The organism is Massilia frigida (assembly GCF_011682175.1).
Classification (GTDB): domain Bacteria; phylum Pseudomonadota; class Gammaproteobacteria; order Burkholderiales; family Burkholderiaceae_D; genus Telluria_A; species Telluria_A frigida.
In genome coordinates, this window is record NZ_WHJG01000011.1 from 54,479 (window position 1) to 77,645 (window position 23,167).

20 protein-coding genes and 2 tRNA genes are annotated in these 23,167 nt (G+C 61.6%); 7 read left to right on the forward strand and 15 right to left on the reverse strand.

The window, feature by feature from the left end:
* Positions 1-128: 128 nt before the first annotated feature.
* The 5 genes from F2P44_RS13120 to F2P44_RS13140 are packed head-to-tail and all read right to left on the reverse strand — an operon-like array spanning position 129 to position 3,565.
* Entirely contained in the window at positions 129-1,523 is a 1,395-nt protein-coding gene (locus F2P44_RS13120) for a YncE family protein (protein ID WP_167087146.1), read from the reverse strand.
* Between the two features lie 3 nt (positions 1,524-1,526).
* Positions 1,527-1,979: a DUF305 domain-containing protein gene (locus F2P44_RS13125; protein ID WP_167087147.1), complete on the reverse strand. Its 453-nt coding sequence runs from the start codon at positions 1,977-1,979 to the stop codon at positions 1,527-1,529.
* Positions 1,976-2,773, reverse strand: a complete 798-nt coding sequence (locus tag F2P44_RS13130) for an anti-sigma factor family protein (RefSeq protein ID WP_167087148.1) — start codon at positions 2,771-2,773, stop codon at positions 1,976-1,978. Before F2P44_RS13130 ends, F2P44_RS13125 begins: the two co-directional genes overlap by 4 nt.
* Complete coding sequence (locus F2P44_RS13135; protein WP_167087149.1) at positions 2,770-3,285, reverse strand: RNA polymerase sigma factor; 516 nt, start codon at positions 3,283-3,285, stop codon at positions 2,770-2,772. Before F2P44_RS13135 ends, F2P44_RS13130 begins: the two co-directional genes overlap by 4 nt.
* 19 nt (positions 3,286-3,304) lie before the next feature.
* Positions 3,305-3,565 (reverse strand): hypothetical protein, encoded by a 261-nt coding sequence (locus F2P44_RS13140; protein ID WP_167087150.1) that lies wholly within the window; start codon positions 3,563-3,565, stop codon positions 3,305-3,307.
* Between the two features lie 151 nt (positions 3,566-3,716).
* Here F2P44_RS13140 and F2P44_RS13145 point away from each other — a divergent pair, with 151 nt between their 5' ends.
* Positions 3,717-4,349: a hypothetical protein gene (locus tag F2P44_RS13145; RefSeq protein ID WP_167087151.1), complete on the forward strand. Its 633-nt coding sequence runs from the start codon at positions 3,717-3,719 to the stop codon at positions 4,347-4,349.
* A gap of 201 nt (positions 4,350-4,550) precedes the next feature.
* On the opposite strand, the gene F2P44_RS13150 is transcribed toward F2P44_RS13145, so the two are convergent.
* On the reverse strand, positions 4,551-5,420 hold the full coding sequence (locus tag F2P44_RS13150) for a hypothetical protein (protein WP_167087152.1): 870 nt from the start codon (positions 5,418-5,420) through the stop codon (positions 4,551-4,553).
* A 107-nt stretch (positions 5,421-5,527) separates the two neighbouring features.
* The gene (locus F2P44_RS13155) at positions 5,528-9,142 is read right to left on the reverse strand and encodes a hydantoinase B/oxoprolinase family protein (RefSeq protein ID WP_167087153.1); all 3,615 of its coding nucleotides are present in this window, start codon (positions 9,140-9,142) and stop codon (positions 5,528-5,530) included.
* Positions 9,143-9,254: 112 nt separating this feature from the next.
* Here F2P44_RS13155 and F2P44_RS13160 point away from each other — a divergent pair, with 112 nt between their 5' ends.
* Together F2P44_RS13160 and F2P44_RS13165 are read left to right on the forward strand one after the other, a co-directional pair.
* Entirely contained in the window at positions 9,255-10,748 is a 1,494-nt protein-coding gene (locus F2P44_RS13160; protein ID WP_167087154.1) for an NAD(P)H-hydrate dehydratase, read from the forward strand.
* Between the two features lie 287 nt (positions 10,749-11,035).
* Entirely contained in the window at positions 11,036-11,509 is a 474-nt protein-coding gene (locus tag F2P44_RS13165) for a hypothetical protein (protein ID WP_167087155.1), read from the forward strand.
* 46 nt (positions 11,510-11,555) lie between these two features.
* Here the strand turns inward: F2P44_RS13165 and F2P44_RS13170 are convergent, their stop codons facing one another.
* Positions 11,556-12,272, reverse strand: coding sequence for an ABC transporter ATP-binding protein (locus F2P44_RS13170; protein WP_167087156.1), 717 nt, complete (start codon positions 12,270-12,272; stop codon positions 11,556-11,558).
* On the opposite strand from F2P44_RS13170, the gene F2P44_RS13175 reads away from it, so the two are divergent.
* The 3 genes from F2P44_RS13175 to F2P44_RS13185 are packed head-to-tail and all read left to right on the forward strand — an operon-like array spanning position 12,271 to position 15,270.
* Positions 12,271-12,900: an arylesterase gene (locus tag F2P44_RS13175; RefSeq protein ID WP_370662684.1), complete on the forward strand. Its 630-nt coding sequence runs from the start codon at positions 12,271-12,273 to the stop codon at positions 12,898-12,900. The genes F2P44_RS13170 and F2P44_RS13175 overlap by 2 nt on opposite strands.
* Positions 12,897-13,952: a tRNA 2-selenouridine(34) synthase MnmH gene (gene mnmH / locus F2P44_RS13180; protein WP_167087158.1), complete on the forward strand. Its 1,056-nt coding sequence runs from the start codon at positions 12,897-12,899 to the stop codon at positions 13,950-13,952. The genes F2P44_RS13175 and mnmH overlap by 4 nt, the downstream gene beginning before the upstream one ends.
* A 22-nt stretch (positions 13,953-13,974) precedes the next feature.
* Positions 13,975-15,270: a PoNe immunity protein domain-containing protein gene (locus F2P44_RS13185; protein WP_167087159.1), complete on the forward strand. Its 1,296-nt coding sequence runs from the start codon at positions 13,975-13,977 to the stop codon at positions 15,268-15,270.
* A 200-nt stretch (positions 15,271-15,470) separates the two neighbouring features.
* On the opposite strand, the gene F2P44_RS13190 is transcribed toward F2P44_RS13185, so the two are convergent.
* Positions 15,471-16,163: a hypothetical protein gene (locus F2P44_RS13190; protein ID WP_229423527.1), complete on the reverse strand. Its 693-nt coding sequence runs from the start codon at positions 16,161-16,163 to the stop codon at positions 15,471-15,473.
* 86 nt (positions 16,164-16,249) lie between these two features.
* Entirely contained in the window at positions 16,250-16,678 is a 429-nt protein-coding gene (locus F2P44_RS36565; protein WP_167087161.1) for a pentapeptide repeat-containing protein, read from the reverse strand.
* 105 nt (positions 16,679-16,783) lie between these two features.
* On the opposite strand from F2P44_RS36565, the gene F2P44_RS13200 reads away from it, so the two are divergent.
* A complete protein-coding gene (locus tag F2P44_RS13200; protein ID WP_167087162.1) occupies positions 16,784-17,287 on the forward strand; it encodes a hypothetical protein in 504 nt (167 codons plus the stop codon).
* A 352-nt stretch (positions 17,288-17,639) separates the two neighbouring features.
* Here the strand turns inward: F2P44_RS13200 and F2P44_RS13205 are convergent, their stop codons facing one another.
* From F2P44_RS13205 to lon, 5 genes are all read right to left on the reverse strand, one after another.
* Positions 17,640-19,574 carry a SurA N-terminal domain-containing protein gene (locus F2P44_RS13205; protein WP_167087163.1) on the reverse strand — a complete coding sequence of 645 codons (1,935 nt, stop codon included), beginning with the start codon at positions 19,572-19,574 and terminating at the stop codon, positions 17,640-17,642.
* 208 nt (positions 19,575-19,782) lie between these two features.
* Positions 19,783-19,859: transfer RNA gene (locus F2P44_RS13210), tRNA-Asp, on the reverse strand.
* Positions 19,860-19,890: 31 nt separating this feature from the next.
* Positions 19,891-19,966, reverse strand: a tRNA-Val gene (locus F2P44_RS13215).
* 67 nt (positions 19,967-20,033) lie between these two features.
* Complete coding sequence (gene hbs / locus F2P44_RS13220; protein WP_167087164.1) at positions 20,034-20,306, reverse strand: non-specific DNA-binding protein Hbs; 273 nt, start codon at positions 20,304-20,306, stop codon at positions 20,034-20,036.
* 158 nt (positions 20,307-20,464) lie between these two features.
* The gene (gene lon, locus F2P44_RS13225) at positions 20,465-22,882 is read right to left on the reverse strand and encodes an endopeptidase La (protein WP_167087165.1); all 2,418 of its coding nucleotides are present in this window, start codon (positions 22,880-22,882) and stop codon (positions 20,465-20,467) included.
* Between the last annotated feature and the right edge of the window lie 285 nt (positions 22,883-23,167).

Below are 23,167 nucleotides of genomic sequence, written 5' to 3' on the forward strand. Positions count from 1 at the left end.
AGCAACATAGCAGGACGCACATAACGATCACCATATTGCCGCGTCATCGGCGCTGCCGTTCACCGGTGCAGCACGAGGCTGCTGGCTCCCGGCGACCGTTCACACCCACGCGTTTTGCGTATATTTATTTACTGAACTCTGCTCAATACAGCTTTTTTTGGATCGGCGGCAAGGTCGCCTTCCATCACGAATACTTGGCTGGCCGACACCGACCTGGCGTTCAGGCTGTTGCTCACGTCGCGCATCGGCCCGATCGCGGTGCCGTTAGCCATCCCCGTCGGGTTGGTCCGGAAACTGGCAACCGGGGCGGCTTGGCCGGTGACGTACACGCTGTAAATGGTCTGCGGCCTGAGCTTGAACAGCGACACTTCCAGTGAGTCAACCACGCCCAGGTTGCGGGCCACAATGAATCCCCTGGCCTCGCCAGCAGCCGGTTTGAGTGCAATGTTAATCGGTTCGTCGTTGGAGCGGGGGACCAGGTTAGCCATACCGTCGCCCTGGGGCACAGCGTTCGAGACATATACCAGGGCTTGCGGCGCTTGGCCGACCGGCACGCGCCCGACTATCTTGTTGCTTGCGCTATCGATGACGTCGACCGCGTCGCCATTCTCCAATCCCACATACAGGCGGGTGCCGTCGTCCGAGCCCCAGATCCCATGCGGCAGCGCACCGGTCGGGATCGTCGCCACCAATGCCGGTGAGGCGTCGGTGGTATAGACCTTGACGACATTCTCACCGCCGATCGTCACGTAGGCGCGCGTGCCCGCTACGGTCTCGGCGAACGCCACGTGGTTGGTGATAAAACCAGTATCGATGACGCCCGTCACTTCCAGGGTCGCGGTGTCGATACGCGTCACCTTGCCGACATCCTTGTGCGTCATCCACACTTCCTTGAAGTCAGGGGTGAACTGAAGGAAGGGCGAGAACGGGCTGGCAACCTTGATGTGCTTGACGACCTGGTGCGACTTCACGTCAATGACATCGACTGCCGGGTTGAAGCTGGAAACGACGAAAGCCAGCTTGCCGTTCGGGAGAAACTGCACCATGCCGGGGCCGGCGGTGGTTTGAATACGCTTGTTCTCCTTGAAGGTTACCGGGTCGATCACGGAGATGTAATTTTCGCCGCGTACGACGACCCATACCTCGCGACCGTCGGCGGTAAAGAACCCTTCATGCGGCGAACGCCCGATATAGGTGATGCCCTTGACCTTGTTAGTGGCGGTATCAATGAAGGCAACCGAATTGGAACCGTTCGACACGGCGATTAACGTCTTGTGATCCGGCGAAAAACCCAGACCGTGCACATTGATTTCGCCTTTGTACAGCGGCGACAACACGTCCGGGCGCTGATTGCCCAGTTTGATCTGGCCGAGCAGCATATTGGTCGCCGGATTGATTACTGAAACGGTATTGGTATTCTGGTCAGCGGTGTAGACACGGTCTTGTGCGCCAGGTGCGGCAAACGCCGGGGCGGTAAGCAAGCTGCCAAGAGTAAGGGCGAATACGAATTTACCGGTTTGCATGATTTATTCTTTCGTGGGGATCGACTTGGGAACAACGTTGGCCTGGGCCGCCTGATACCGCTGCAGCCATGCTTGCATGACCTTGATTTCGTTTTGCTGTTCGGTGATGATGCCTTGCGCGACATTGCGCAATTCGGGATCCCGGGTGGTGAGCAGCAGCGCCTTCGCCATGTCGACCGCGCCTTGATGGTGCGGAATCATCATGGTTACAAAATCATGTTCCGAAACGCCATTCATCGACGCGTGCTTCATGCCCTCGTTCATGACAGCCATGGCATCGTCCATCAGCGCAAAAAATGGTTTGGCGGTGCTGGCAACAAATACCGGCGACTTCGCCGCTGTCGACGTGCCATGCTGGTGATGCATTTCCTGTGCGACGGCGCTGGCGCCAATGACGCAGGTGACGACACACATTGCGATGCGTCGGAAACCCGGCGTGTTGCTGATAATAGTCATGACGGCTTCTCCAATTGGTCATACACGGCGGTGGCGATGCGCGCCAATTCGACCTTCTGAATACCGGCCGACAGCGCGTAGCCGAACTTGCCGTCGATCCAATAAAACACATTTACCGGCCCCTCCTGCACGAAACGGAACCCAGTGTCCTTGTTGCGAGCCTGGTCGGTAGACACATACAAGGTGAGTCGCTGTCCGGTCGCGTCGTGGTACATGAACTGGGCCACGGCGCCTTGCGCACCAGGCAGCAGGCGTCCACCGATCAGCTCGTATCCAAGCTTGCCGAGCCGGGGTGGGCGAATCGAACTGCCCAGCCGTTTCGATAACCACGCCACCAGCTGTTCTTCCTGGTCGGCACCGATTTCCACGGGGCGCTTTACTTCCGGACTGTAGACAACATGAGCGATCGCTGCCTGGTGAGCCAGTCCGGACGCGTACCGCGCCGGCCCGGCGCGTACCGCGTCGCCCTGAGCGAACTGGATGCGGTCCGCATCTTGGCCGTGCAAGAGCCACCCAGCGCTGCCGCTGACAAGTGCGATGGCGAAACCGGCCACCAGTCGCTGCCACTGCCATGGGTGCTTTTGCGGGGCGATCAAGCGGCTTGGCAGCGCTTCGTCGAGCACAGGATTGAACAATGCGCGCAGTTCCATGTTCTGCGCGGCATAGGCGCGTAGCCGTTCTGCCTCATCGTGGCGCTGTGCGAGATAGGCCTCGACTTCAGCCTCCCGCGCGGCTGGCAATTTGCCGTCGACAAAAGCGTGCAGATCAGCTTCCGTGATTGGCAGGGTATTCATTTGACCACCTTCAATGGCGCAACACAGGTCCGCCCTTCCATGTTCGCACGCATTTTTTCACGTGCACGCGAGAGGCGCGACATTACGGTGCCGATGGGGATCTTTAATGTCTGCGCCACGTCGTCGTAACTCATTTCTTCCAACGCAACCAGCAGCAGTATTTCGCGCTGTTCGTCGGGCAGACCACGCAAGGCGGATTCCATGTCGCGCAGCTCGAGGCCGGAGGCCGGACTGCCGGGGGCTATAGGCATTAACGTATCCTCGTTAAGCAATTGAGTTGGAACTGAAGGACGCCTTATCTGGTCGATACGCACGTTGTGCATGATACTGAACAACCATGCACGCATATCGCTACCGTTTTGCCACGACCGCAGTCTCGCCCACCCGCGCTCGAGTGTGTCTTGGACGAGGTCGTCGGCGCCGGCGCGATCGCCTACCAGCGCGCGCGCGTAACGGCGCAGGCGGGGAATACAGGCGAGCAGCTGGTCGTGTGGCTCGGAGGTGGCGGTCATTTGGGGAGCAAGAGCCTGATCAACAGGCTGCGGCGGCCGGTGTCGGATCGAGCTGCCAGGTTTCGTTGACCAATATTGCTGCATCGCCGGCGTACATGCCGTGAAGCGGACCACCGACCCAAGTCAGTTGGGCGTTGTCAGCATAGCCACGCATGATGATCGACCTGTCGCCAGCACCAATGGCCGTGAAATGAATCTGTGCGGCATCGCTCACCGGGCTGGCCAAGGCGCTGCCGATCGAGGCGATAAAGAGCGTTGCGGCGAAGGTGGCTTGTTTCATAAAATTCTCCCATGTTGGGTCAGGCGGTCGGAAAAAATGTGCTGTTATCGAGGTGAACGGATCTGCGGGCAAATTATTCCAGCCACTTGAAAATATTTTTCCCAGATCTTTGCTACGCGCTATTTCTGTGAGAGACGGAGTATCGCCTCCAGTGCCCGCGATGCCGTTGTCTCGTACCGTTGATTTCCGTTTCGTGCCACGCCTGCGTGATTTGGGCGTCACCCAATTGGACATTCCGGGCGCCATCGCGAACTATCAAGGTTTGATGCCGATGGTCTCGTTCACCCTGCCGGTCGATCCCGCCGGCCTTCCCGGCAGCGCGCTGGACTCCGGCAAGAACATGGGCGACCTGGCCATCAGCGCCGCCAATTCGACCTACAAGCAGATCAAGGGCATTTTCACGGGCCGCACCGACGCGCAGTTGTGGACGATGATCGGGATTACGCCGATGTTCGGCGTGAACGATGTCGCCACCGAAGTGTTCCGTCAGGCCGATGCCCAGAACCTGGGCGATTTCGCCAAACAGAAAAAACCCGGCCGGCTATCGTTCTGGAACTTGCAGCGCGACCGGTACATGGGCAGCGCTTACTACGGCCGGCTGAACGTCAACAGCGGCACGGCCGTCGACCTGCAGGCATCCTCACTGAACGATGGCGCCAATATCCATCAGTGGACCAATTCAACTCGCCATTGGACGCGATGCGCCGCTCCGGCCTGGGCGCCGCGGCGTCGGCTGACACGCAGGGCCCCATTGTGGCGGCGAACGCCAGGATTGACGCGGTAAGTCGCAACAGTATCATTGAGACGCTATCCATATCGAATTGGCAGGCAGGCAAGGAGCACCCGGCACGAGCATCCACTGTCCTGGATTCGGCTCAATCCGGCAAACAGCAACGCTTCCCGCAAATCCGGGCCGCGCCCGATGATCCGGGGGGCAGCAGAGCGATATCGACCTCGATCGCCGCCGTCCCCGCCGGATCGGGCTTCAGCACTCGCGCGCCAGCGCCCCGCTCTTGCATGGCTTGGCAGTGGCCGGCGTGTGCAGCCTGAACGCCGGTTCATGCTTGGCGACCGGTTTGGCCTTTGGCGCCGGCTTGGCCACTGGCTTGGGCGCTACCTTGGGCTTGACGCCAGGTTTGACCGGCGCCACGGCGACCGGCTTTTTCTTGGCGCCCGCTTTTGCCGCGACCGGCGCTGCACTCTTCTTCGCGCCTGGCTTGATCGGCGCGACCGGCGCTTTAGGATGGGCCACCGGCTTTTTCGCCGCAATCACCGGTGTCCTGGCCTTGATCACGTGCTTGGCCGCATGCGCATTTTTCGCCACGGTGGCAGCGAGCGGATGCGCGGGCTTCGGCACGGGCACCGGTTTTGGCGCGGGTGCCGGCTCAAGCGGCTTTTTGACCGCCGGCGCGCCTGGCTTTTCCGGCTCCGGCGGCAAGACGACCAGCGGAGGCACCGCTTCCGGCGCGGGCGTAATCCGGCCCGGCGGAGGCGCTGTGTTATCCGGCGGCGGTTCGGTAGCCGTCAGGGGCACCACAGCCGGTGGTGTCGCCTTGAATGCCGGCCCGGCCGGCGCCACCGGTTCGATCTTCGCGCTCATCGCCAAGGCATGCATGGCATCGTCGACCTTGCGTTCCGAATAAAACCAGAAGCCGGCGCCGACCAGCGCCGCCAGGGCCGCCACACTGCCGCCCCAGGCCACCGCCGCGCCGATCCAGCCGCCTGCGGGCACTCGCTCCTGAGCCGCGATGCCCGACAACACCGGCGGGCCGTCAGGGTCCGCCTGCGCCGATGCAGGCGGCGCCGTCTCGGGGGGGGCTGGCGGCGCCACCGGCGCCGGCTCGTTTTCCGGCAACAGGCTCGGTTCTACCCGCCCAGGGCCTTTTTGCTCATGTGATTCCAAAATCCAACCTTTATTGATCTGACACTAAATTGTGTACCAATCCATAAGTGTAGCCAATATCACAAACTTTTGGAGCACAAATCGCCAAATCCCCCTCCGCCCGGGGTTTCGATCACGAACAGGTCGCCTGCCGCCATCTCGGTTTTGCCGATATGCGCGAGCAGCTCGATCCTGCCATCGGCCCGCACCACGCTGTTGATGCCGCACGCGCCAGGGCTGCCGCCAGCCATGCCGAATGGCGCATGGATGCGGTTATTCGACAGGATCGCCGCCGTCATCGGCTCCAGGAAGCGCACCTTGCGCACCCCGCCGTTACCACCGTGCCAGCGCCCTTCCCCGCCCGAACCGGGCCGGATTTCATAGCTTTCCAGCCGCACCGGGAAGCGGAATTCCAGGATTTCCGGGTCGGTCAGGCGCGAATTGGTCATATTGGTCTGGACCACGTCCGTTCCGTTGTAGCCCTCGCCGGCACCGGAACCGCCCGAAATGGTTTCGTAGTATTGGTACTTGGCGTTCCCGAAGGTGAAGTTGTTCATCGTGCCCTGCGAGGCGGCCATGACCCCGAGCGCGCCATACAGCGTGTTGGTGATGCAGGTCGACGTTTCCACGTTGCCCGACACCACCGATGCCGGATAGTGAGGATTGAGCATCGAACCCGGCGGAATGATCACCTTCAGCGGTTTCAGGCAACCCGCATTGAGCGGAATTTCATCGTCCACCAGGGTGCGGAACACGTACAGCACCGCCGCCATGCACACCGCCGACGGCGCGTTGAAGTTGTTCGCCAGTTGCGGCGAGGTGCCGGTGAAGTCGATCGTCGCGCTGCGCGTGGCCTGGTCGACGCGGATGGCGACCTGGATGCGGGCGCCGTTATCGAGGTCGGTGGTGAAGTCGCCGTCCTTGAGCGCCGTGATCACGCGCCGCACCGCTTCCTCGGCGTTGTCCTGCACGTGGCCCATGTAGGCCTGCACGACGGCCAGGCCGAAGTGCGCGACCATCTTGCGCAGTTCGTCCACGCCCTTCTGGTTGGCCGCCACCTGGGCCCGCAGGTCGGCCATGTTCTGGTCGGGATTGCGCGCCGGGTAGCGCGCGCCGGACAGCAGCGCGCGGGCTTCCGCGTCGCGCAGCAAGCCATCGACGCCGTCAACCAGCTTGAAGTTATCGATCAACACGCCTTCCTGTTCGATGAACACCGAGTCCGGCGGCATCGACCCTGGCGTGGTCCCGCCGATGTCGGCGTGGTGGCCGCGCGAGCCGACGTAAAACAGGATCGCGGCGCCCGCCTCGTCGAATACCGGCGTAATGACCGTCACGTCGGGCAGGTGGGTGCCGCCGTGATACGGGTCGTTGAGCATGAAAACGTCGCCCGGGCGCATTTTGCCGGCGTTCTCGGTCATGACGGTCTTGATCGATTCGCCCATCGAGCCCAGATGCACCGGCATGTGCGGCGCATTGGCGATCAGGTTGCCGGCGGCATCGAAAATCGCGCAGCTGAAGTCCAGCCGCTCCTTGATGTTGACCGAGTACGCGGTATTCTGCAGGCGCAGTCCCATTTGCTCGGCGATCGACATGAACAGGTTGTTGAAGATCTCCAGCATCACCGGGTCGGCCGTGGTGCCGATGGCGCGCCGCGCGGGCAGCGCTTCGATCCGGGTCAGCACCAGGTGGTTGTGCGGCGTGACCTTGGCCTGCCAGCCCAGTTCCACCACGGTAGTGGCATTGTCCTCGGCGACGATGGCCGGACCCTTGATCACGTCGCCCGGACGCATGTCGGCGCGCTTGTACAGGCCCGTGTTGTGCCACGAATCGGCGCCGAACATGCGCACCGTTTCGCGCGCCTTGAGCGGCCCCTCGCGCGTGGGCAGCAGCGCCAGGTTCTCGGCCGGCGCGTCGGAGGCGCCGATGGCTTCGACCGACACCGCTTCGACCACCATCGCCTTGGACGGCATCAGGAACGAGAAGCGCTTCTTGTAGGCGGCCTCGAACTGGTTCTTCATGCGCTCGGGATTATCGAACAGGACGATGATGGCCGAATCGGTGCCTTCGTAGCGCAGGTGAACGCGGCGCACCAGGCGGATGCGGGAAGCGGCCACGCCCTGCTGCGTCAGTTCGCTGGCCAGGCCGTCGCCAAGGGCGTGCAGATAACCGGCCAGCAGATCGGGCGTGGTGTCCGCCAGGCGCAGTTCGACCGCGCGTTCGCGCATGGCGCGCTGGTCGGCCAGGCCCATGCCGTAGGCCGACAGCACGCCGGCCAGCGAGTGCACGAACACCGTCTTCATGCCGAGGGCGTCGGCCACCAGGCAGGCGTGCTGGCCGCCGGCGCCGCCGAAACTGGTGAGCGCGTATTCGGTCACGTCGTGGCCGCGCTGCACCGAGATCTGCTTGATCGCGTTGGCCATGTTCCCGACCGCGATCTGGATGAAGCCTTCGGCCACCTGCTCCGGCGCCGGCGTCACGCCGGTGGCGGCGCCGATCTGCTGCGCCAGGGCGAGGAACTGCGCGCGCACGCGTTCGGGGTCGAGCGGCTGGTTGGCCTCGGGACCGAACAGGCGCGGGAAATGGGCGGGCTGGATTTTGCCCAGCATGACGTTGCAGTCGGTGACCGCGAGCGGTCCGCCGCGCCGGTAGCTGGCCGGCCCCGGATTGGCGCCGGCGCTGTCCGGGCCGACACGATAGCGGCTGCCGTCGAAATGCAGGAGCGAGCCGCCGCCGGCGGCCACGGTGTGAATGCTCATCATCGGCGCGCGCATGCGCACCCCGGCGACCTGGGTCTCGAACACGCGCTCGAATTCGCCCGAAAAGTGCGACACGTCGGTCGAGGTGCCGCCCATGTCGAAGCCGATCACCTTGTCGAAGCCGGCCAACTGGCTGGCGCGCGCCATGCCGACGATGCCGCCGGCGGGACCCGACAGGATGCTGTCCTTGCCCTGGAAGGCGCGCGCGTCGGTCAGGCCGCCGTTCGACTGCATGAACTGCAGGTTCACGGTGGGCATGTCGGCGGCCACCTGGTCGACGTAGCGGCGCAGGATCGGCGAGAGATAGGCGTCGACGACGGTGGTGTCGCCGCGCGCGACCAGTTTCATCATCGGGCTCACTTCGTGCGAGACCGACACCTGGGTGTAGCCGATGGCACGGGCAATGCGCGCCGCCGCCGCTTCGTGCGCGGTGTAGCGGTAGCCGTGCATGAAGACAATCGCCAGCGAACGCACGCCATCGTCATAGGCTGTTTGCAGGGCGGCGCGGGTGGTGGCGTCGTCGAGTGGCGTAAGCACATCGCCGTGGGCGCCCACGCGTTCATCGATTTCTACCACATGGCTGCATAGCAGTTCCGGCAGCACGATATGACGATCGAACAATTTCGGGCGATTCTGATACGCTATGCGCAGCGCGTCGCGAAAGCCGCGCGTGATGGCCAGCGCCGTGCGCTCGCCTTTGCGTTCGAGCAGTGCGTTGGTGGCGACGGTAGTGCCCATCTTGACCGCCTCGATGGCCTCGACCGGGATCGGCGCGCCGGCCTGCAGGCCAAGCAAGTGACGGATGCCGGCGACGGCCGCGTCGCTGTACTGCTCCGGATTCTCGGACAACAATTTATGGGTCACCAGGCTGCCGTCGGGCTGACGCGCCACGATGTCTGTAAATGTGCCGCCGCGATCGATCCAGAATTGCCAATCCATGTGCCGTCCTTAAATGTGTTTGGGATGGGACATATTGTAGTGCCCTTACCGGAATTTTAGGCTGAGCGTATTGAAATCGGCACAATATTAGTGCCTTTGCAACGGAGTTATGATGAAATCACTATACAGCGTGGCCGAAATCCGCAGTATCGAACACACCATGGCGGCGACCCTGCCGGGCGGCACGCTGATGCGGCGCGCCGGCGAAGCCGCCACCAGTGCCGCGCGCGACATGCTGGCCGGGCGCAAGGTGCTGCTGCTGGCCGGTCCGGGCAATAATGGCGGCGACGCGCTCGAAGTCGCCGCCAACCTGGCGGGTGCCGACACCGACCTGGATGCCGATGTCACGGTGCTGTATCTGCCCGGCGCAATGGCGCCCTCGGCGGAGACGGCGCAGGCACTGGTCCGCGCGCGCGCCAGCAAGGCGCACTTTGTCGACACCCTGCCGCTCGGGCGCGACTGGGGCCTGATCGTCGATGGCTTGTTCGGCATCGGCCTCGAACGTCCGCTCGCGGGCGAGATGCGGGCGCTGGTCGAGACCATCAACGCGCTCGGGCGGCCGGTGCTGGCGCTCGACGTGCCGAGCGGGCTCGATGCCGATACCGGCGCCGTGATCGGCCCGGACGGCGTCGCCATCCGCGCCACGCGCACGATCACCTTCATCGGCGACAAGCCAGGCTTGCATACCTGTGAAGGACGCGACTACGCGGGCCAGGTACAGGTAGCGCCGCTCGGCATCGATCCCGGCCAGCGCCCGCACGCCGGGGCGCAACTGAACGAGGCGGTGCTGTTTGCGCGCCATCTCGCGCCACGCCGGCATAACAGCCACAAAGGCAGTTTTGGCGACGTGGCCGTGATCGGCGGGGCAAAGGGCATGGCTGGCGCGCCCCTGCTGGCGGCGCGCGGTGCGCTGTATTGCGGCGCCGGGCGCGTGTTCGTGGCGGCCATCGACCCAGTGGCGGCGGTCGATTTCGCGCAGCCGGAGATCATGATGCGCAACGCGCAGGACTTCGACGGCGGCGACGCCACGCTGGTGATCGGTCCCGGCATGGGCGACTCGGCCAGCGCCATGCGGGTGCTGTCCAAGGCCCTCGACGGCACGGCACCGCTGGTGCTCGATGCCGATGCGCTCAACCTGATCGCGGCCAGCCCGGAGTTGCAGGGACGGCTGGCGCAGCGCGGAGCGGAGACGATCCTGACGCCGCATCCGCTGGAGGCGGCGCGCTTGCTGGGCGTGACCAGCGCCGTGGTCCAGGGCGACCGGCTGGCAGCGGCGCGCGAGCTGGCGTCGCGCCTGAACGCGGTGGTGGTGCTGAAAGGGTCGGGCAGCGTGATTGCGAATGCCATTGGGGCGGTGGTGATCAATCCGACCGGGAACGCGGGACTGGCCACGGCGGGCAGCGGCGATGTGCTGGCGGGGATCTGCGGCAGCTTGCTGGCGCAGGGGTGGCAGACGTGGGAGGCGGCGCTGGGCGCGGTCTGGGTGCATGGCGCAGCGGCCGACCGGCTCGTGGCGCATGGGAGCGGGCCGATTGGATTGACGGCGGGCGAGTTGCCGGTGGCGGCGCGCGCGGTGCTCAACGCGCTGGCGCGCCAGGAGCCGTAGCATGACCTCCCCGCCCCTTGCTCTCGCACTGTCCCGTCTTTCCAGCGTGGGTCCGGCACGTATCCGCAAGATTCGGTCCGCTCCGTAGGCGTGAGTGGTTGGGCAGGGCCAACAATTATGCGTACCGAACGACGATCAGGACCACTGCTGCAAGGCAGCGACGGGCGCGTGTGGATGCAGGGAAGAATTTGCGCCGCCAATCAAACTGGTGCCGTTTGAAGTGCTCGATGGGAGTAGCGGGTGTTAGCATTCGCCCCTGTTCTACAACTCGTCGATGCGGCTGATACATGGATACGCGATACAAAAACCAGGTGGACGAATGCGGCCTTTTCGGTGAGGGCAATTGCGAAATCTGCGGCAAACGAGGCTACCACGAAGTTTGCGCGGCGCGCGTGCTTCAAATCGAGCGTCAATTTCTTGAAAACCACGTGCGTCTGCTACAGCAGCATGCTGTTCATGGAGCGCTTGGCGCTGCAGGGCCGCAGTCGCAGGCCTCGCTTGATCGTGCCGTTGCGGCGCTAACTGCCTACCTGAAGCGACCGCTCGAGTGCGATCTTGGCAATGCGATCGAAGGCGATTCCTGGTGGTTCATTCCAGAGGGCTGGATCGGCATGATCGGCTTCATTGTGGAAAAACGAAGTTCCACCATCTATGCGCTGGGTTCCGGCCTGGTCGCATGGTCCAAGCTGCAGTATACGAATTCAGACTGGTGCGGCATTCTTTCGTATCTCAATGGTAAGGTCGATGCCGTCGACAGCTAACGACGAAGGCCGACGCACGACGGTGGCGAGGAAATGAGCGCGACACTCAAACCAGGCGTCCCCCGGCAATCGTAATCGTGCGTCCGCAGCGCGCCGCGATCGATGGATCGTGCGTGACCAGCACCAGGGTCGAACCCCGCTCACGGTTCAATTCGAACATCAGTTGAATCACCGCCTCGCCGGTGGCCGCATCGAGGCTGCCGGTCGGCTCATCGGCGAACAGCAGCGGTGGTTCGGTGACGAACGCGCGCGCCAGGGCCACGCGCTGCTGCTCGCCGCCCGACAAGAATTTCGGATAATGCTTCAAGCGGCTCGACAGCCCTACCCGCCCCAGCATCGCCGCGGCCTTTTCCTTCGCATCGCTTTCACCGCGCAATTCCATCGGCAGCATCACGTTTTCCAGCGCATTCAAGTGCGCCAGCAGCTGGAACGACTGGAACACGAAGCCCAGTTTGGCCTTGCGCAGGCTGGCGCGGCCATCTTCATCGAGCGCGAAGATATCGTCTCCGGCCAGGATCACCTTGCCGGACGATGGCGTGTCGAGACCGGCGAGCAGCCCGAGCAAGGTCGACTTGCCCGAACCGGACGCGCCCACGATCGCGAGCGTCTCGGCCGGTTGCACTGTAAAATCCACGCTGTGCAGAATGGTGAGCTCGCCGCTGGAGTCGGCCACCCGTTTCGACAGGCCGATCACCTCGATCGCCGCCGCCGCCTTTGCATGGTCACTTACGTAACGATTGGAAGAGTCAGGAATGTCACGCATGCTTGTTTATCTCAAAAAATGGTCTGTTTGCGGGCTGCTGATGATGGCCGCCTCGGCGAGCGCCTATTCTGCACCAAAAACCGTGCTTGTGCTGGGCGACAGCCTGTCCGCCGAGTATGGACTGAACCGCGGCGCCGGCTGGGTGGCGCTGATGGAACAGAAACTCAAGGCAGAAAAAATCGATGCCGCCATCGTCAACGCCAGCATCAGCGGCGAAACCACCAGCGGCGGACGGGCGCGCCTGCCGGCCCTGCTCACCCAGCACAAGCCCGACATCGTGGTCATCGAACTGGGCGCCAACGATGGCTTGCGCGGCCTGCCGGTGCCGGCCGCCGAAGCGAATATGCGCACCATGATCGAGCTGGCGCAAAAGAACAAGGCGCGCGTGCTGCTGGTCGGCATGCGCATTCCGCCCAACTACGGGCGCGATTACACCGAGCGCTTCTTCGGTATGTACAAATCGCTATCAAACCAGTACAAGGCGCCGCTGGTGCCGTTCATGCTCGACGGCGTAGCCGACAAGCCGGCGCTGTTCCAGGCCGACCGCCTGCATCCGAACGCGCAAGCCCATCCGGCCATCCTGGCGAATATCTGGCCGCAGTTCCATACACTGGTGAAATCACGATGAAATATCCCGCCCTTGAGAATTTTGCCTCCCTGCTGCCGCAGCTCGACCAGTTCGACTGCATCATCGACGCGCGCAGCGAGTCCGAGTTTGCGCTCGACCATATTCCGGGCGCCATCAACTGCCCGGTGCTGAGCGACCCGGAGCGCGTGCGGGTCGGCACCATGTACAAGCAGATCAACGCATTCGAGGCCAAGAAGGTGGGCGCGGCACTGGTGGCCAAGAACATCGCGCGCCATATCGAAACGCTGTGGCTAGACAAGCCGAAGGAATGGCGCCCGCTGGTGTATTGCTGGCGCGGCGGCAACCGTAGCGGCTCGATGGCGTTGATCCTGGCCAAAATCGGCTGGCCGGCGGTGCAGCTCGACGGCGGCTACAAGGCTTACCGCGCACACGTCAGCGCGGCGCTGCTGGAAACGCCGCTGCCCGACTTGAAGGTCATTTGCGGCACCACCGGCAGCGGCAAGAGCCGCCTGCTGCAGGTGCTCGATTCGATTGGCGCGCAGGTGCTGGACCTGGAACAGCTGGCCGCGCACCGCGGGTCTGTGCTGGGCAACCTGCCGAGCCAGGCGCAGCCGTCGCAAAAGATGTTCGAGACCCTGATCTGGGAAAAGATGCGGCGCTTCGATCCGGCGCGGCCCGTGTTCGTGGAATCGGAAAGCAAGAAGGTCGGCCAGTTACGCGTGCCGGACGCGCTGATGAACAAGATGCGCCAGTCGCCGTGCGTGTCCCTGATGTTGTCGCGGCCGAACCGGGTGCGCCTGCTGATGGAAGACTACCAGCATTTCACCGAGAGCCCGGACACGCTCAATACCCAGCTCGACTGCCTGACGCAACTGCACGGGCGCGACAAGATTGACAGCTGGCACGCGCTGGCCAGCGGCGGGCAGATGCCGGTGCTGGTGGACGAATTGCTGGCCGCGCATTACGATCCGGCTTACCTGCGCTCGATCGACCGCAATTTTATCCAGGTCGGCAAGGCCGAGGTGGTGCAGCTCGATGATATTGGCGAGACCGATTTCCTGGCTGCGGCGCATCGCTTGCACGCCGCATGAGCAACCCTTGACTTTTTGACCTATGACGACACCGCGCAACCTGAGCAGCACGCCTGCCGAGATGGATTACCACGTCAACAATGCCGACAGTAGTGTCGCGTCACCATTGCGCCGCTATGTGGAAAAGCCGGAAGACCCGTACAACCAGTACAACCTGCTGACCATTCCGCGCTATCAGCAAAAATGCCTGCTGTTCCGCTTTGCCCGGGGCGACACGCTGGGCAGCGTCCGTGCCTGGTTCCTGGAAGAGATGCTGCCCACCCTGCGTAAAACGCAGGAAGACAGCAAGATCCTGTTCCCGGAACACGACGTGCTGCTCGATTCCGGCGAACCGTGGGCCTTGCTGTGGCTGTTTGCCTTCGTCTGCTTCGACGATGACGGCACCGAACTGGCACATGCCGACACCTGGTTTACGCGCGAGGATGGCCCGGTATTATTTGACATGCTGCTCAAGGCGTTTGTTCCATCGACGGCCTACGCCAAGAAATACAATCCAAAGTTGTCGGAGGCGAAAGAAGAAGCGGTCATTGACGCGCTGCTGCTGGATGAACCTGGACGCACGCGCGCACTGGAAGCGTGCATGCGCCAGTGGCCAAAACTGATGAAGCAATCCGGCTACCGAGAGGTGCCGGCCGAAGGCAAACATATCTTCGAAGATTTTCCGTTCGAGATCGCGCTGGCGGTGTGTGCCTACGATGCCGACGACAGCGCCTTCCGCGACCTGCCCTACTATCCGCGCGAACTGGTGGACTACTACCGCGAACACGTGCGCGGCAAGCGCGATGCGTGGCGCGGCACGGGTGTGGGCGCCGGGCCGGAGATTCCGCCGGCGCCGCATCGTCAGCCGAAAAAAATCTATGCGCTCAAGCCTGCCGAGGCCTACGTACGCTGGATGGAACTGGCATGCAACGAACAGCCGGAGATCGTCGCCAAAGCGCACAAAGGGCTGAAAAAGCGCAAGAGCATGCCGTCCCTGTGCAGCGCAATGGAGGTCCTGGCAGGGCTAGGCTACGGCGCCCAGGCCGACCTCAAGGACGATGCGACCTTGGCCGACCATGTGGTGGCGATGTGCGCCGCGCGCGGCCTGCCCGCGTTCAGGCCGCCACCGCCTCCGCCGGAAGGGCCGGCCCGCATCAGCAAGATCCTGTCGGCGTTGCAGGCGTGGTCGGTCGGGCAAGGCCAGCAGTTATTCGTCCTGAACGACGACGAGGACGACAACTGGAACGCTCTATTGGTGCGGGCCGATGCGAAGGATGAATTTGCACTGCTGTGCGAGCAATTGTCGCTTGAGGTGCTGGACGACGCTGACTGGAGCTGAACGCTGGGATTGCTGATCCTGGCGACGCCCGTAAGCGTTCTCGCAAAACGCCCTTGGATGAAGTCGGCGGCACTTACCCGACTGTATTGAACGATGCAACGATGTCGACAAGCTGTCGCCTGACCCAGGCATGGGCAGGTTCGCCATGGAAGCATTCGTGCCGAATCAGCCAAGGCTCGACGCTTGCCTTGTTCTTTTATTCAAGAAATGAGATGCCGGAACGTCGGTTCGATGTTTTTTGAATGCAGGAAACGCACGATATCTTCCAGGGTGGCGTCCCGCAACAGCAAGCCATCGGTACTCGCAGCAGCAGCGCGTGCGGGCACGCTGGCCGTGGCGGGCGCGCCATGGGCTTGTTCGAGCACGTCGAAGGCGTGCTGGAACTGTTTGGCGCTGATGCGCTCCAGACGTTCAAGCAGCGCGCCCTGGCCTGCCAGCGGCGGCGGCATTTCCAGCCCGGACTCGTCGGCGAAGGAAGCGCCCAGGCCCGGATCGATGAATGCGGCCCACTTGCCGCTGTGCAGGTCGAGGCAAGGCGGTAATTCCACCGGGGCGCTGGCTGCGTCCGGAAGCACCTCCATGTCCGGCGTGTAAGCCTTGCGGATCAATTCCAGAAACCTTTGCACCCGGGCCACTGGCGTGGGCGTGTCCAGCGACATCCACAGGTAGTAACCATTGGCACCGGAAATACTGACCGCCGGCGCGGGAAAGCCAAGCTCGGCCTGCAAGGCATTGGCCACCGTGCACAGGCGGGTCCAATGCTGCGCTTCTTCGGCACCGGAGGTTTTACGGAAAGCGATGACGATGGCGCGCGTCTGGCCGTTGCCGTCCACCAGATCGACCGCCAGGGAGGATAGTCCCAGCCGGCGCTGCGCCAGCGTTTCTGGGGACAAGCTAGCTTCGGGCAGGTATAGCCTTGTCAATTCCGACATCAATTTCTGCATCTGTTTCCTTGAATCGGACCGCATCAGCCTGCTGCTTAGGCTCGTCCTTTCGGGTATTTTGCCACAGGACGCCCCGATCTCGGCGGCCTGCTGTGAAACTCTTCTTCAAGACCCGGGCAACGGGTTTGCGTGCATTCATACCAGGCGATGTCGTTGAAGAAGCACAAGCCGTCCAGATTATCTTTCACAAAATGGCAATCCACGAACTCGCACTCGATGAACTTGCATCCTCTAAAGCTGGTGCCGCGAAATGTACAGTTCCTGAATTTGACGTTGACGAACAGGGCGCAATTAAACAGTCCCCAGTACCAGCTGCATTGCTCGATGGTGCAGCCGATAAACACGGAATCAATGCTGCCGCCTTCGGTATCCATCCCGATAAATTCGCAATATTGGTAGACATGATCGTTCCACCCGGCCGGTTTTCGCAAGGATGTTTCAAATTTTTCACATTCAAATAACATGTACGGCACTCCAGATAAATAATCTTGCCTGCGTGAGAATTCCACAAATTTCGTGTTAATCGGTTATGCTGAATATTATCGCTTGCACATGCTCCCGGAAACACCTTGAATTCTCCCTATCGCCCCCCTGCTACCCTTTTCCGCGACGAACAACGGACTCCGTTCGCCATTCGCCTGCGTGGCGTTGCCATTTTCGTGGCACTCCCGTTACTTGGCACGATTATCTTGCAGGGCTGGGATCTTTATATCAACGAGGTGTGGTTTGCGAAGTCGGTCAATATATTCGAGCCAATTTCCAGCATATTGCCGACGATTGCAGTGAAGGCCGTCAGCGGTTTTGCGCTTGCACTTCAGTGTGCACGGGCATCGAAATCGCGCATCGTCCTGCTCGGCATTGCGGTGGGGATCTTCTGGTCGCTGTGCGCACTCGTTACAGGCAACTTCATGTTTCTCTACTTCAAGTTCGAACAGTCTGGGGCTCCAGCATATGAACAATTTGCCAGGTTATTGCCGCTGGCCATGTTTTTAGTGCCTCTGGCTATAGGAGAATGTGCGCTGGTCCGGCTCTACGGTAAAAGGCACGCTCCCGCCGAGGGAAACACGCGCTGACGGATCGGTGCTGACGCCTCCGCCTGGCTCGGTATGCCAAGCCTGGTGCGCCTTCAGTATCTTGAATAACCCGTTGCTCGTGTGGGCCGCATCCCTGCTGCCCGCTGGCGCCGCAACTTACTTCCCGGCACCACCAATAGTCAGGCAGACCCGCAGATGCGTTTCACATAAGCGCATCCATGCTGCCGGTTAAAAAATCTCTCCGATAACATGGGAGTACGGTGTGGGCGTGACCTTCTCGTCTTATTCTGCTGCCTGTTTGTATCGGGCCAACCAGCCCGCCATCTTTCCCGAAGGCGAAAAAAAAACCCGGCAGCGCGAGCGACCGGGTTTTTAGCTGCCTGAACTACGATTACTTCACCGCAGGCGCAGTTTTCGTATCGGCTGTGGCAACGTCGATTTTCGCCGTCACCTTGGCCTTGGCTTTTTCCTTGAGTGCATCGATGTAACCGTGCATCTCAGCCTGTCCAACGCGCTGGGCGATGTCCTGCTGTTCCGATGCGCGGCGTGCCAGGTCCGGTTTGGCCGCTTGCGCGACTTTGCCGATGCGATAGACGCCATAGCCGATACCCGGCAGGTCCACGCCCACATAGGCTGGCAGCTTGCTCGTATCGGCCTTGAGCACGGCTGGCAGCGCGGTCGGGTTGATGCCCGTCGGCGCGGCGCGGCTGACCACCTTGGTGTCGCCAAAACCGGTAGCGTCGCCATTGGCCTTGGCGGCCGCAATCTTGGCTTCGCCGGCTTTCTTGGCCAGGCTGGCAGCTTCCTGCTCGGCCACGCGCACACGGATGACGTCGCTGACTTCGGCCAGTGGGCGCAAGGTCGCCGGCTTGAAGTCCACTACCCGGGCAGCGACCAGCGTGCTTGGCAGGACTTCGATGGCATCGGTATTGTGCTTGTTCTTGAGAACGCTGTCCGAGAACACCGCGTTCAGGAGCTTGACGCTATTCAACGGCGACTTGCCCAGCGCCGGATTCGGCGTGCGCGTGACGTGGTCGAGCGTTTCAATCTTCAGCTTGAGCTTGTCCGCAGCCGGTTTCAGGCTATCGGACTGGTCGTACACGGTCTCGCTGAAGGTTTGCGCCAGTTCCGAATACTTCTTCGACATCTTCGGCTTCTTGACTTCGGCAGTGATCGCATCCTTGACTTCGTCGAACGGCTTGACGGTTTCTGGAACCAGCTTGGTCACGGTCAGGATGTGGTAACCGAATTCCGATTCCACCACGTCGCTGATTTCGCCCTGCTTGAGCTTGTACACGGCCGGCTCCAGCGCGGCGCTGAGGAACTCGCCCTTCTTCGCTTCGCCCAGCTCGCCGCCCTGCTCGGCCGTTGCCACGTCCTGCGACTTGGCTTTGGCGACTGCCGCAAAGGTGTCCGGCGCCTTGCGCAGCTCGGCCAGCACGGCCTCGGCCTTGGCTTTGGCGGCGGCCTTGTCGGCGGCGCTCGCGGCTTTGGCGGCGGTGAACATGATGTGGCTGTAACGACGCTCTTCCGGCGTGGTGTAGCGCTTCAGATTACCCTTGTAGAAATCGGCCACTTCGGCGTCGGTCACGCTGACCAGGCCCTCGACCGCAGCTGCGTCGAACACGACGTATTCGATCTTGACCTTTTCCGGGATCTGGAACAGGGCGGCGTTCTTGTCGTAGAAAGCCTTGACCATCTCGTCGGTGACCTTGACCTGGGCTTGCTGCTCCTTGGACGAGAACAGCAGTTCCTGGACTTCACGTTCCTGGTCGAAGGTATCGGACAGGCGCGCGGCAACAGCGCGCGGCACGAACGAGGTTTCCTGCACGGTGCCGGTCAGCTGCTGCAAGGCGAAATTGCTGCGCAGGCTGGCCTCGTACTGGTCGGCGGTCATGCGCGCGTTGGCCAGTGCGGCGCGGTACACTTCCACGTCGAATTTGCCGTTGGTCTTGAACGTCTCATCCTGCTGGATCGTGTTGATCAGCACATCGTCGCCCACGGTCAGGTGGTTGCGTGCGATTTCAGCTTCCACGGCGCGCTGCGCGACCAGGTTGTTGAGGATTTCGCGCTTGAATTCAGGCGTCTCGAAGCGCTTCTGGTCGAACTGCGCTCCCATCGCGGCGCGATAGCGGTCGACCTGCTTGCGCTGGGCGTCTTCCCATTCGGGCTGCGTGATTTTCTTGCCGTCGACCGTGGCCACTTCAACCGAGGTGTCGCCGCCGCCAGAAGTACTGCTCACGATACTGCCGACCACGAACGCGGCGACCAGCACGCCCAGCACAATCTGGATCCAGCGCCTGTGATTACGAATAAATTCAAACATGGTTTGCCAATTCGGGATGAATAAAACTGCGATTAATGCGATCGAGACGCACACACAAAAAAAAAGGCGAACTCTCGTTCGCCTCTTCTCTATTGACAGGACTGCCAGGACCCGGCTGCGTTGAACCAGCCGTGGAATCCCGTGCGGGCGACTCCTGATTCCCGGCGCGCTCCCCGTTCAGGGAACACACCATCGTACTGCTATATGCTGGCGGAGCGGACGGGACTCGAACCCGCGACCTCCGACGTGACAGGCCGGCATTCTAACCAACTGAACTACCACTCCGTAAAAAATACTGGTACTGCATGCCAGGCTGTGGTGGGGGCTGAGAGGCTCGAACTCCCGACCCGCGCCTTGTAAGGGCGCTGCTCTACCAACTGAGCTAAACCCCCGTCAGTACACCTGTGTCACCAAGTGCCTCTGGACATTTTCCGGTGATTGTCACCTCACCGAAGGACATTAGTTTACTGCATCTTTCAGCGCTTTACCAGCTTTAAATTTAGGAACCTTCGCCGCCGCGATCTTGATCGCTTCCTTGGTGCGCGGATTGCGGCCGGTACGCGCGGCGCGCTCGCCCACCGAGAAGGTACCGAAGCCGACCAGGGTCACGCTATCGTTCTTCTGCAGGCTGGCCGTGACCGCTTCGATCATGGCGTCGAGCGCGCGCGTGGCCGAGGCCTTGGTAATGTCCGCCGACTTCGCGATTTCTTCGATCAATTCTGTTTTGTTCACTTGTGCCCCGTTACATAAGATGTGCGGCGAAAAGAAATCCGCAGCGCGTATTAAACAAGCCGTCCCTCTGCCTGTCAAGCCAAATACCAAGCCGCCTGCCAGGCGGAAAAGAAACAAGCGTCCGAAGACGCTTGCTTGGGTACTGCGATACGAGCGGTTTAGTGCTTGACGACGTCCGTTTGCGGAGCCGCGCCATCGACCGGCGGCGTGGCCGCCACGGCGGCGACCGCCGGCACTTCCACTATCGGCGCCGGCATGCGTTCCAGCGCGATTTCTAGCACCTTGTCGATCCAGCGCACCGGAACGATTTCGAGCTTGTTCTTCACGTTGTCCGGAATGTCGGCCAGGTCCTTGACGTTCTGCTCGGGAATGAGCACCGTCTTGATGCCGCCGCGATGCGCCGCCAGCAGCTTTTCTTTCAGGCCGCCGATCGGCAGCACTTCGCCGCGCAGCGTGATCTCGCCCGTCATCGCCACGTCGGCCCGTACCGGAATGCCGGTAAATACCGACACCAGCGCGGTGGTCATCGCAATACCGGCCGATGGACCGTCTTTCGGGGTCGCGCCTTCCGGCACGTGAATGTGAATGTCGGCTTTTTCAAACACGTCATTCTTGATGCCCAGGCGATTGGCGCGCGAACGCACCACGGTGCGCGCCGCTTCGATCGATTCCTTCATCACGTCGCCCAGGGTACCGGTGCGTATCACGCCGCCCTTGCCCGGCATTTGCACCGCCTCGATGGTCAAGAGATCGCCGCCCACTTCGGTCCATGCAAGGCCGACCACCTGGCCGATCTGGTTCTCTTTCTCGGCCACGCCGAAATCGTAACGGCGCACGCCCAGGAACTTGTCGATGTTCTTGCCGTTGACCGTGACCTTTTTATCGGCCTTTTTCAACAGCAGCATCTTGACGACCTTGCGGCAGATCTTCGAGATTTCGCGTTCGAGCGAACGCACGCCGGCTTCCCGCGTGTAGTAACGGATGATGTCGCGGATCGCGCTTTCGGCCACGGCGATTTCTTCTTCCTTCAAGCCATTCGCCTTGACCTGCTTCGGCAGCAGGTAACGCTGGGCGATGCTGGTCTTTTCATCTTCCGTGTAACCGGACAGGCGAATCACTTCCATGCGGTCGAGCAGCGCCGGCGGAATGTTGAAGGAATTCGAGGTCGCCACGAACATCACGTCCGACAGATCGAAGTCGACTTCGATGTAGTGGTCCGAGAACGTGTGATTCTGTTCCGGGTCCAGCACTTCGAGCAGGGCCGACGATGGATCGCCACGGAAGTCGGCACCCATCTTGTCGATTTCATCGAGCAGGAACAGCGGGTTGCGCACGCCGACTTTCGCCAGCGATTGCAGCACCTTGCCCGGCATCGAACCGATATACGTGCGGCGGTGGCCGCGGATCTCGGCTTCGTCGCGCACGCCGCCGAGCGCCATGCGCACGAACTTGCGGTTGGTGGCCTTGGCGATCGATTGGCCCAGCGAGGTCTTGCCCACGCCCGGAGGACCGACGAAACACAGGATCGGCGCTTTCAGCTTGTCGACGCGTTGCTGGACCGCGAGGTATTCCAGAATGCGTTCTTTGACCTTGTCCAGGCCATAGTGATCGCCTTCGAGCACTTTTTCGGCATTCGACAGATCGTTATTGACCTTGGACTTTTTCTTCCACGGCAGGTTGACCAGGGTATCGATGTAGTTACGCACGACAGTGGCTTCGGCCGACATCGGCGACATCAGCTTGAGCTTCTTGAGTTCGTTGGTCGCCTTGTCCAGCGCTTCCTTCGGCATCTTGGCGGCGATGACTTTTTTCTCGAGTTCATCGATATCGGCGCCATCTTCGCCCTCGCCCAGTTCCTTCTGGATCGCCTTGACCTGTTCGTTCAGATAGTACTCGCGCTGCGATTTTTCCATCTGGCGCTTGACGCGGCCGCGGATGCGCTTTTCCACTTGCAGGATGTCGAGCTCGCCTTCGAGCTGGCCGAGCAGGTGCTCAAGACGCTTGGCGACGTTGAAGATTTCCAGGATCACCTGCTTTTGCTCAAGCTTGAGCGGCAGGTGGGCGGCGACCGTATCGGCCAGGCGGCCGGCGTCGTCGATCCCTGCCAGCGAAGCGAGGATTTCAGGTGGAATTTTTTTGTTGAGTTTGACGTACTGGTCGAACTGCTGGACGATCGCGCGGCGCATCGCCTCGACTTCGGAATCGTCGCCGATTTCCGAATTGAGCGGAGTCAGGTCGGCGATGAAATGGGTCGGCGCATCGCTGATGTGGTTGATGCGTGCACGCTGGGCGCCTTCGACCAGCACCTTGACGGTGCCGTCGGGCAGCTTGAGCATTTGCAGGATGTTAGCCACGCAACCGATCTCGTAGATGTCGGACGCGGACGGCTCATCCTTGGCGGCAGCCTTCTGGGCGGCCAGCATGATGCTCTTGCCCTGCTCCATGGCTGCTTCCAGCGCCTTGATGGATTTCGGACGGCCGACGAACAGTGGGATCACCATATGCGGGAAGACGACCACGTCGCGCAACGGCAGTAAGGGCAGCGTCGTTTGCTCGGTTAATTTGGAAGTTGTCATGGCATACCTTATAGAAAGCGTGTTTACGATGTTGGCACTGACTGCCAAAACACAAGACCGGCGGATAAAATATTTCTACAAGTTATTTGAACAATTCATCAACTTGATTCAAATACAACCGGAATAATCTAAAAAAATTTTATCGCAGCGTCAAATAAAAAAGCCACCGCGCAGCGCTTGCGCTGCGAGTGGCTTTTCGAGTGAAGCCTGATTCTTTTATTGAGGTAAATTGTACCGCCAAGAATTCAGGAATCAATGCTTTTGTTGCTTTCGAAGCGCAGAATT

Coding starts and splice junctions, on each gene's coding strand:
- F2P44_RS13120 (WP_167087146.1), bottom strand. CDS start 1,523: ATGCAAACCGGTAAATTCGTATTCGCCCTTACTCTTGGCAGCTTGCTT.
- F2P44_RS13125 (WP_167087147.1), bottom strand. CDS start 1,979: ATGACTATTATCAGCAACACGCCGGGTTTCCGACGCATCGCAATGTGT.
- F2P44_RS13130 (WP_167087148.1), bottom strand. CDS start 2,773: ATGAATACCCTGCCAATCACGGAAGCTGATCTGCACGCTTTTGTCGAC.
- F2P44_RS13135 (WP_167087149.1), bottom strand. CDS start 3,285: ATGACCGCCACCTCCGAGCCACACGACCAGCTGCTCGCCTGTATTCCC.
- F2P44_RS13140 (WP_167087150.1), bottom strand. CDS start 3,565: ATGAAACAAGCCACCTTCGCCGCAACGCTCTTTATCGCCTCGATCGGC.
- F2P44_RS13155 (WP_167087153.1), bottom strand. CDS start 9,142: ATGGATTGGCAATTCTGGATCGATCGCGGCGGCACATTTACAGACATC.
- F2P44_RS13160 (WP_167087154.1), top strand. CDS start 9,255: ATGAAATCACTATACAGCGTGGCCGAAATCCGCAGTATCGAACACACC.
- F2P44_RS13165 (WP_167087155.1), top strand. CDS start 11,036: ATGGATACGCGATACAAAAACCAGGTGGACGAATGCGGCCTTTTCGGT.
- F2P44_RS13175 (WP_370662684.1), top strand. CDS start 12,271: ATGCTTGTTTATCTCAAAAAATGGTCTGTTTGCGGGCTGCTGATGATG.
- F2P44_RS13170 (WP_167087156.1), bottom strand. CDS start 12,272: ATGCGTGACATTCCTGACTCTTCCAATCGTTACGTAAGTGACCATGCA.
- mnmH (WP_167087158.1), top strand. CDS start 12,897: ATGAAATATCCCGCCCTTGAGAATTTTGCCTCCCTGCTGCCGCAGCTC.
- F2P44_RS13185 (WP_167087159.1), top strand. CDS start 13,975: ATGACGACACCGCGCAACCTGAGCAGCACGCCTGCCGAGATGGATTAC.
- F2P44_RS36565 (WP_167087161.1), bottom strand. CDS start 16,678: ATGTTATTTGAATGTGAAAAATTTGAAACATCCTTGCGAAAACCGGCC.
- F2P44_RS13205 (WP_167087163.1), bottom strand. CDS start 19,574: ATGTTTGAATTTATTCGTAATCACAGGCGCTGGATCCAGATTGTGCTG.
- lon (WP_167087165.1), bottom strand. CDS start 22,882: ATGACAACTTCCAAATTAACCGAGCAAACGACGCTGCCCTTACTGCCG.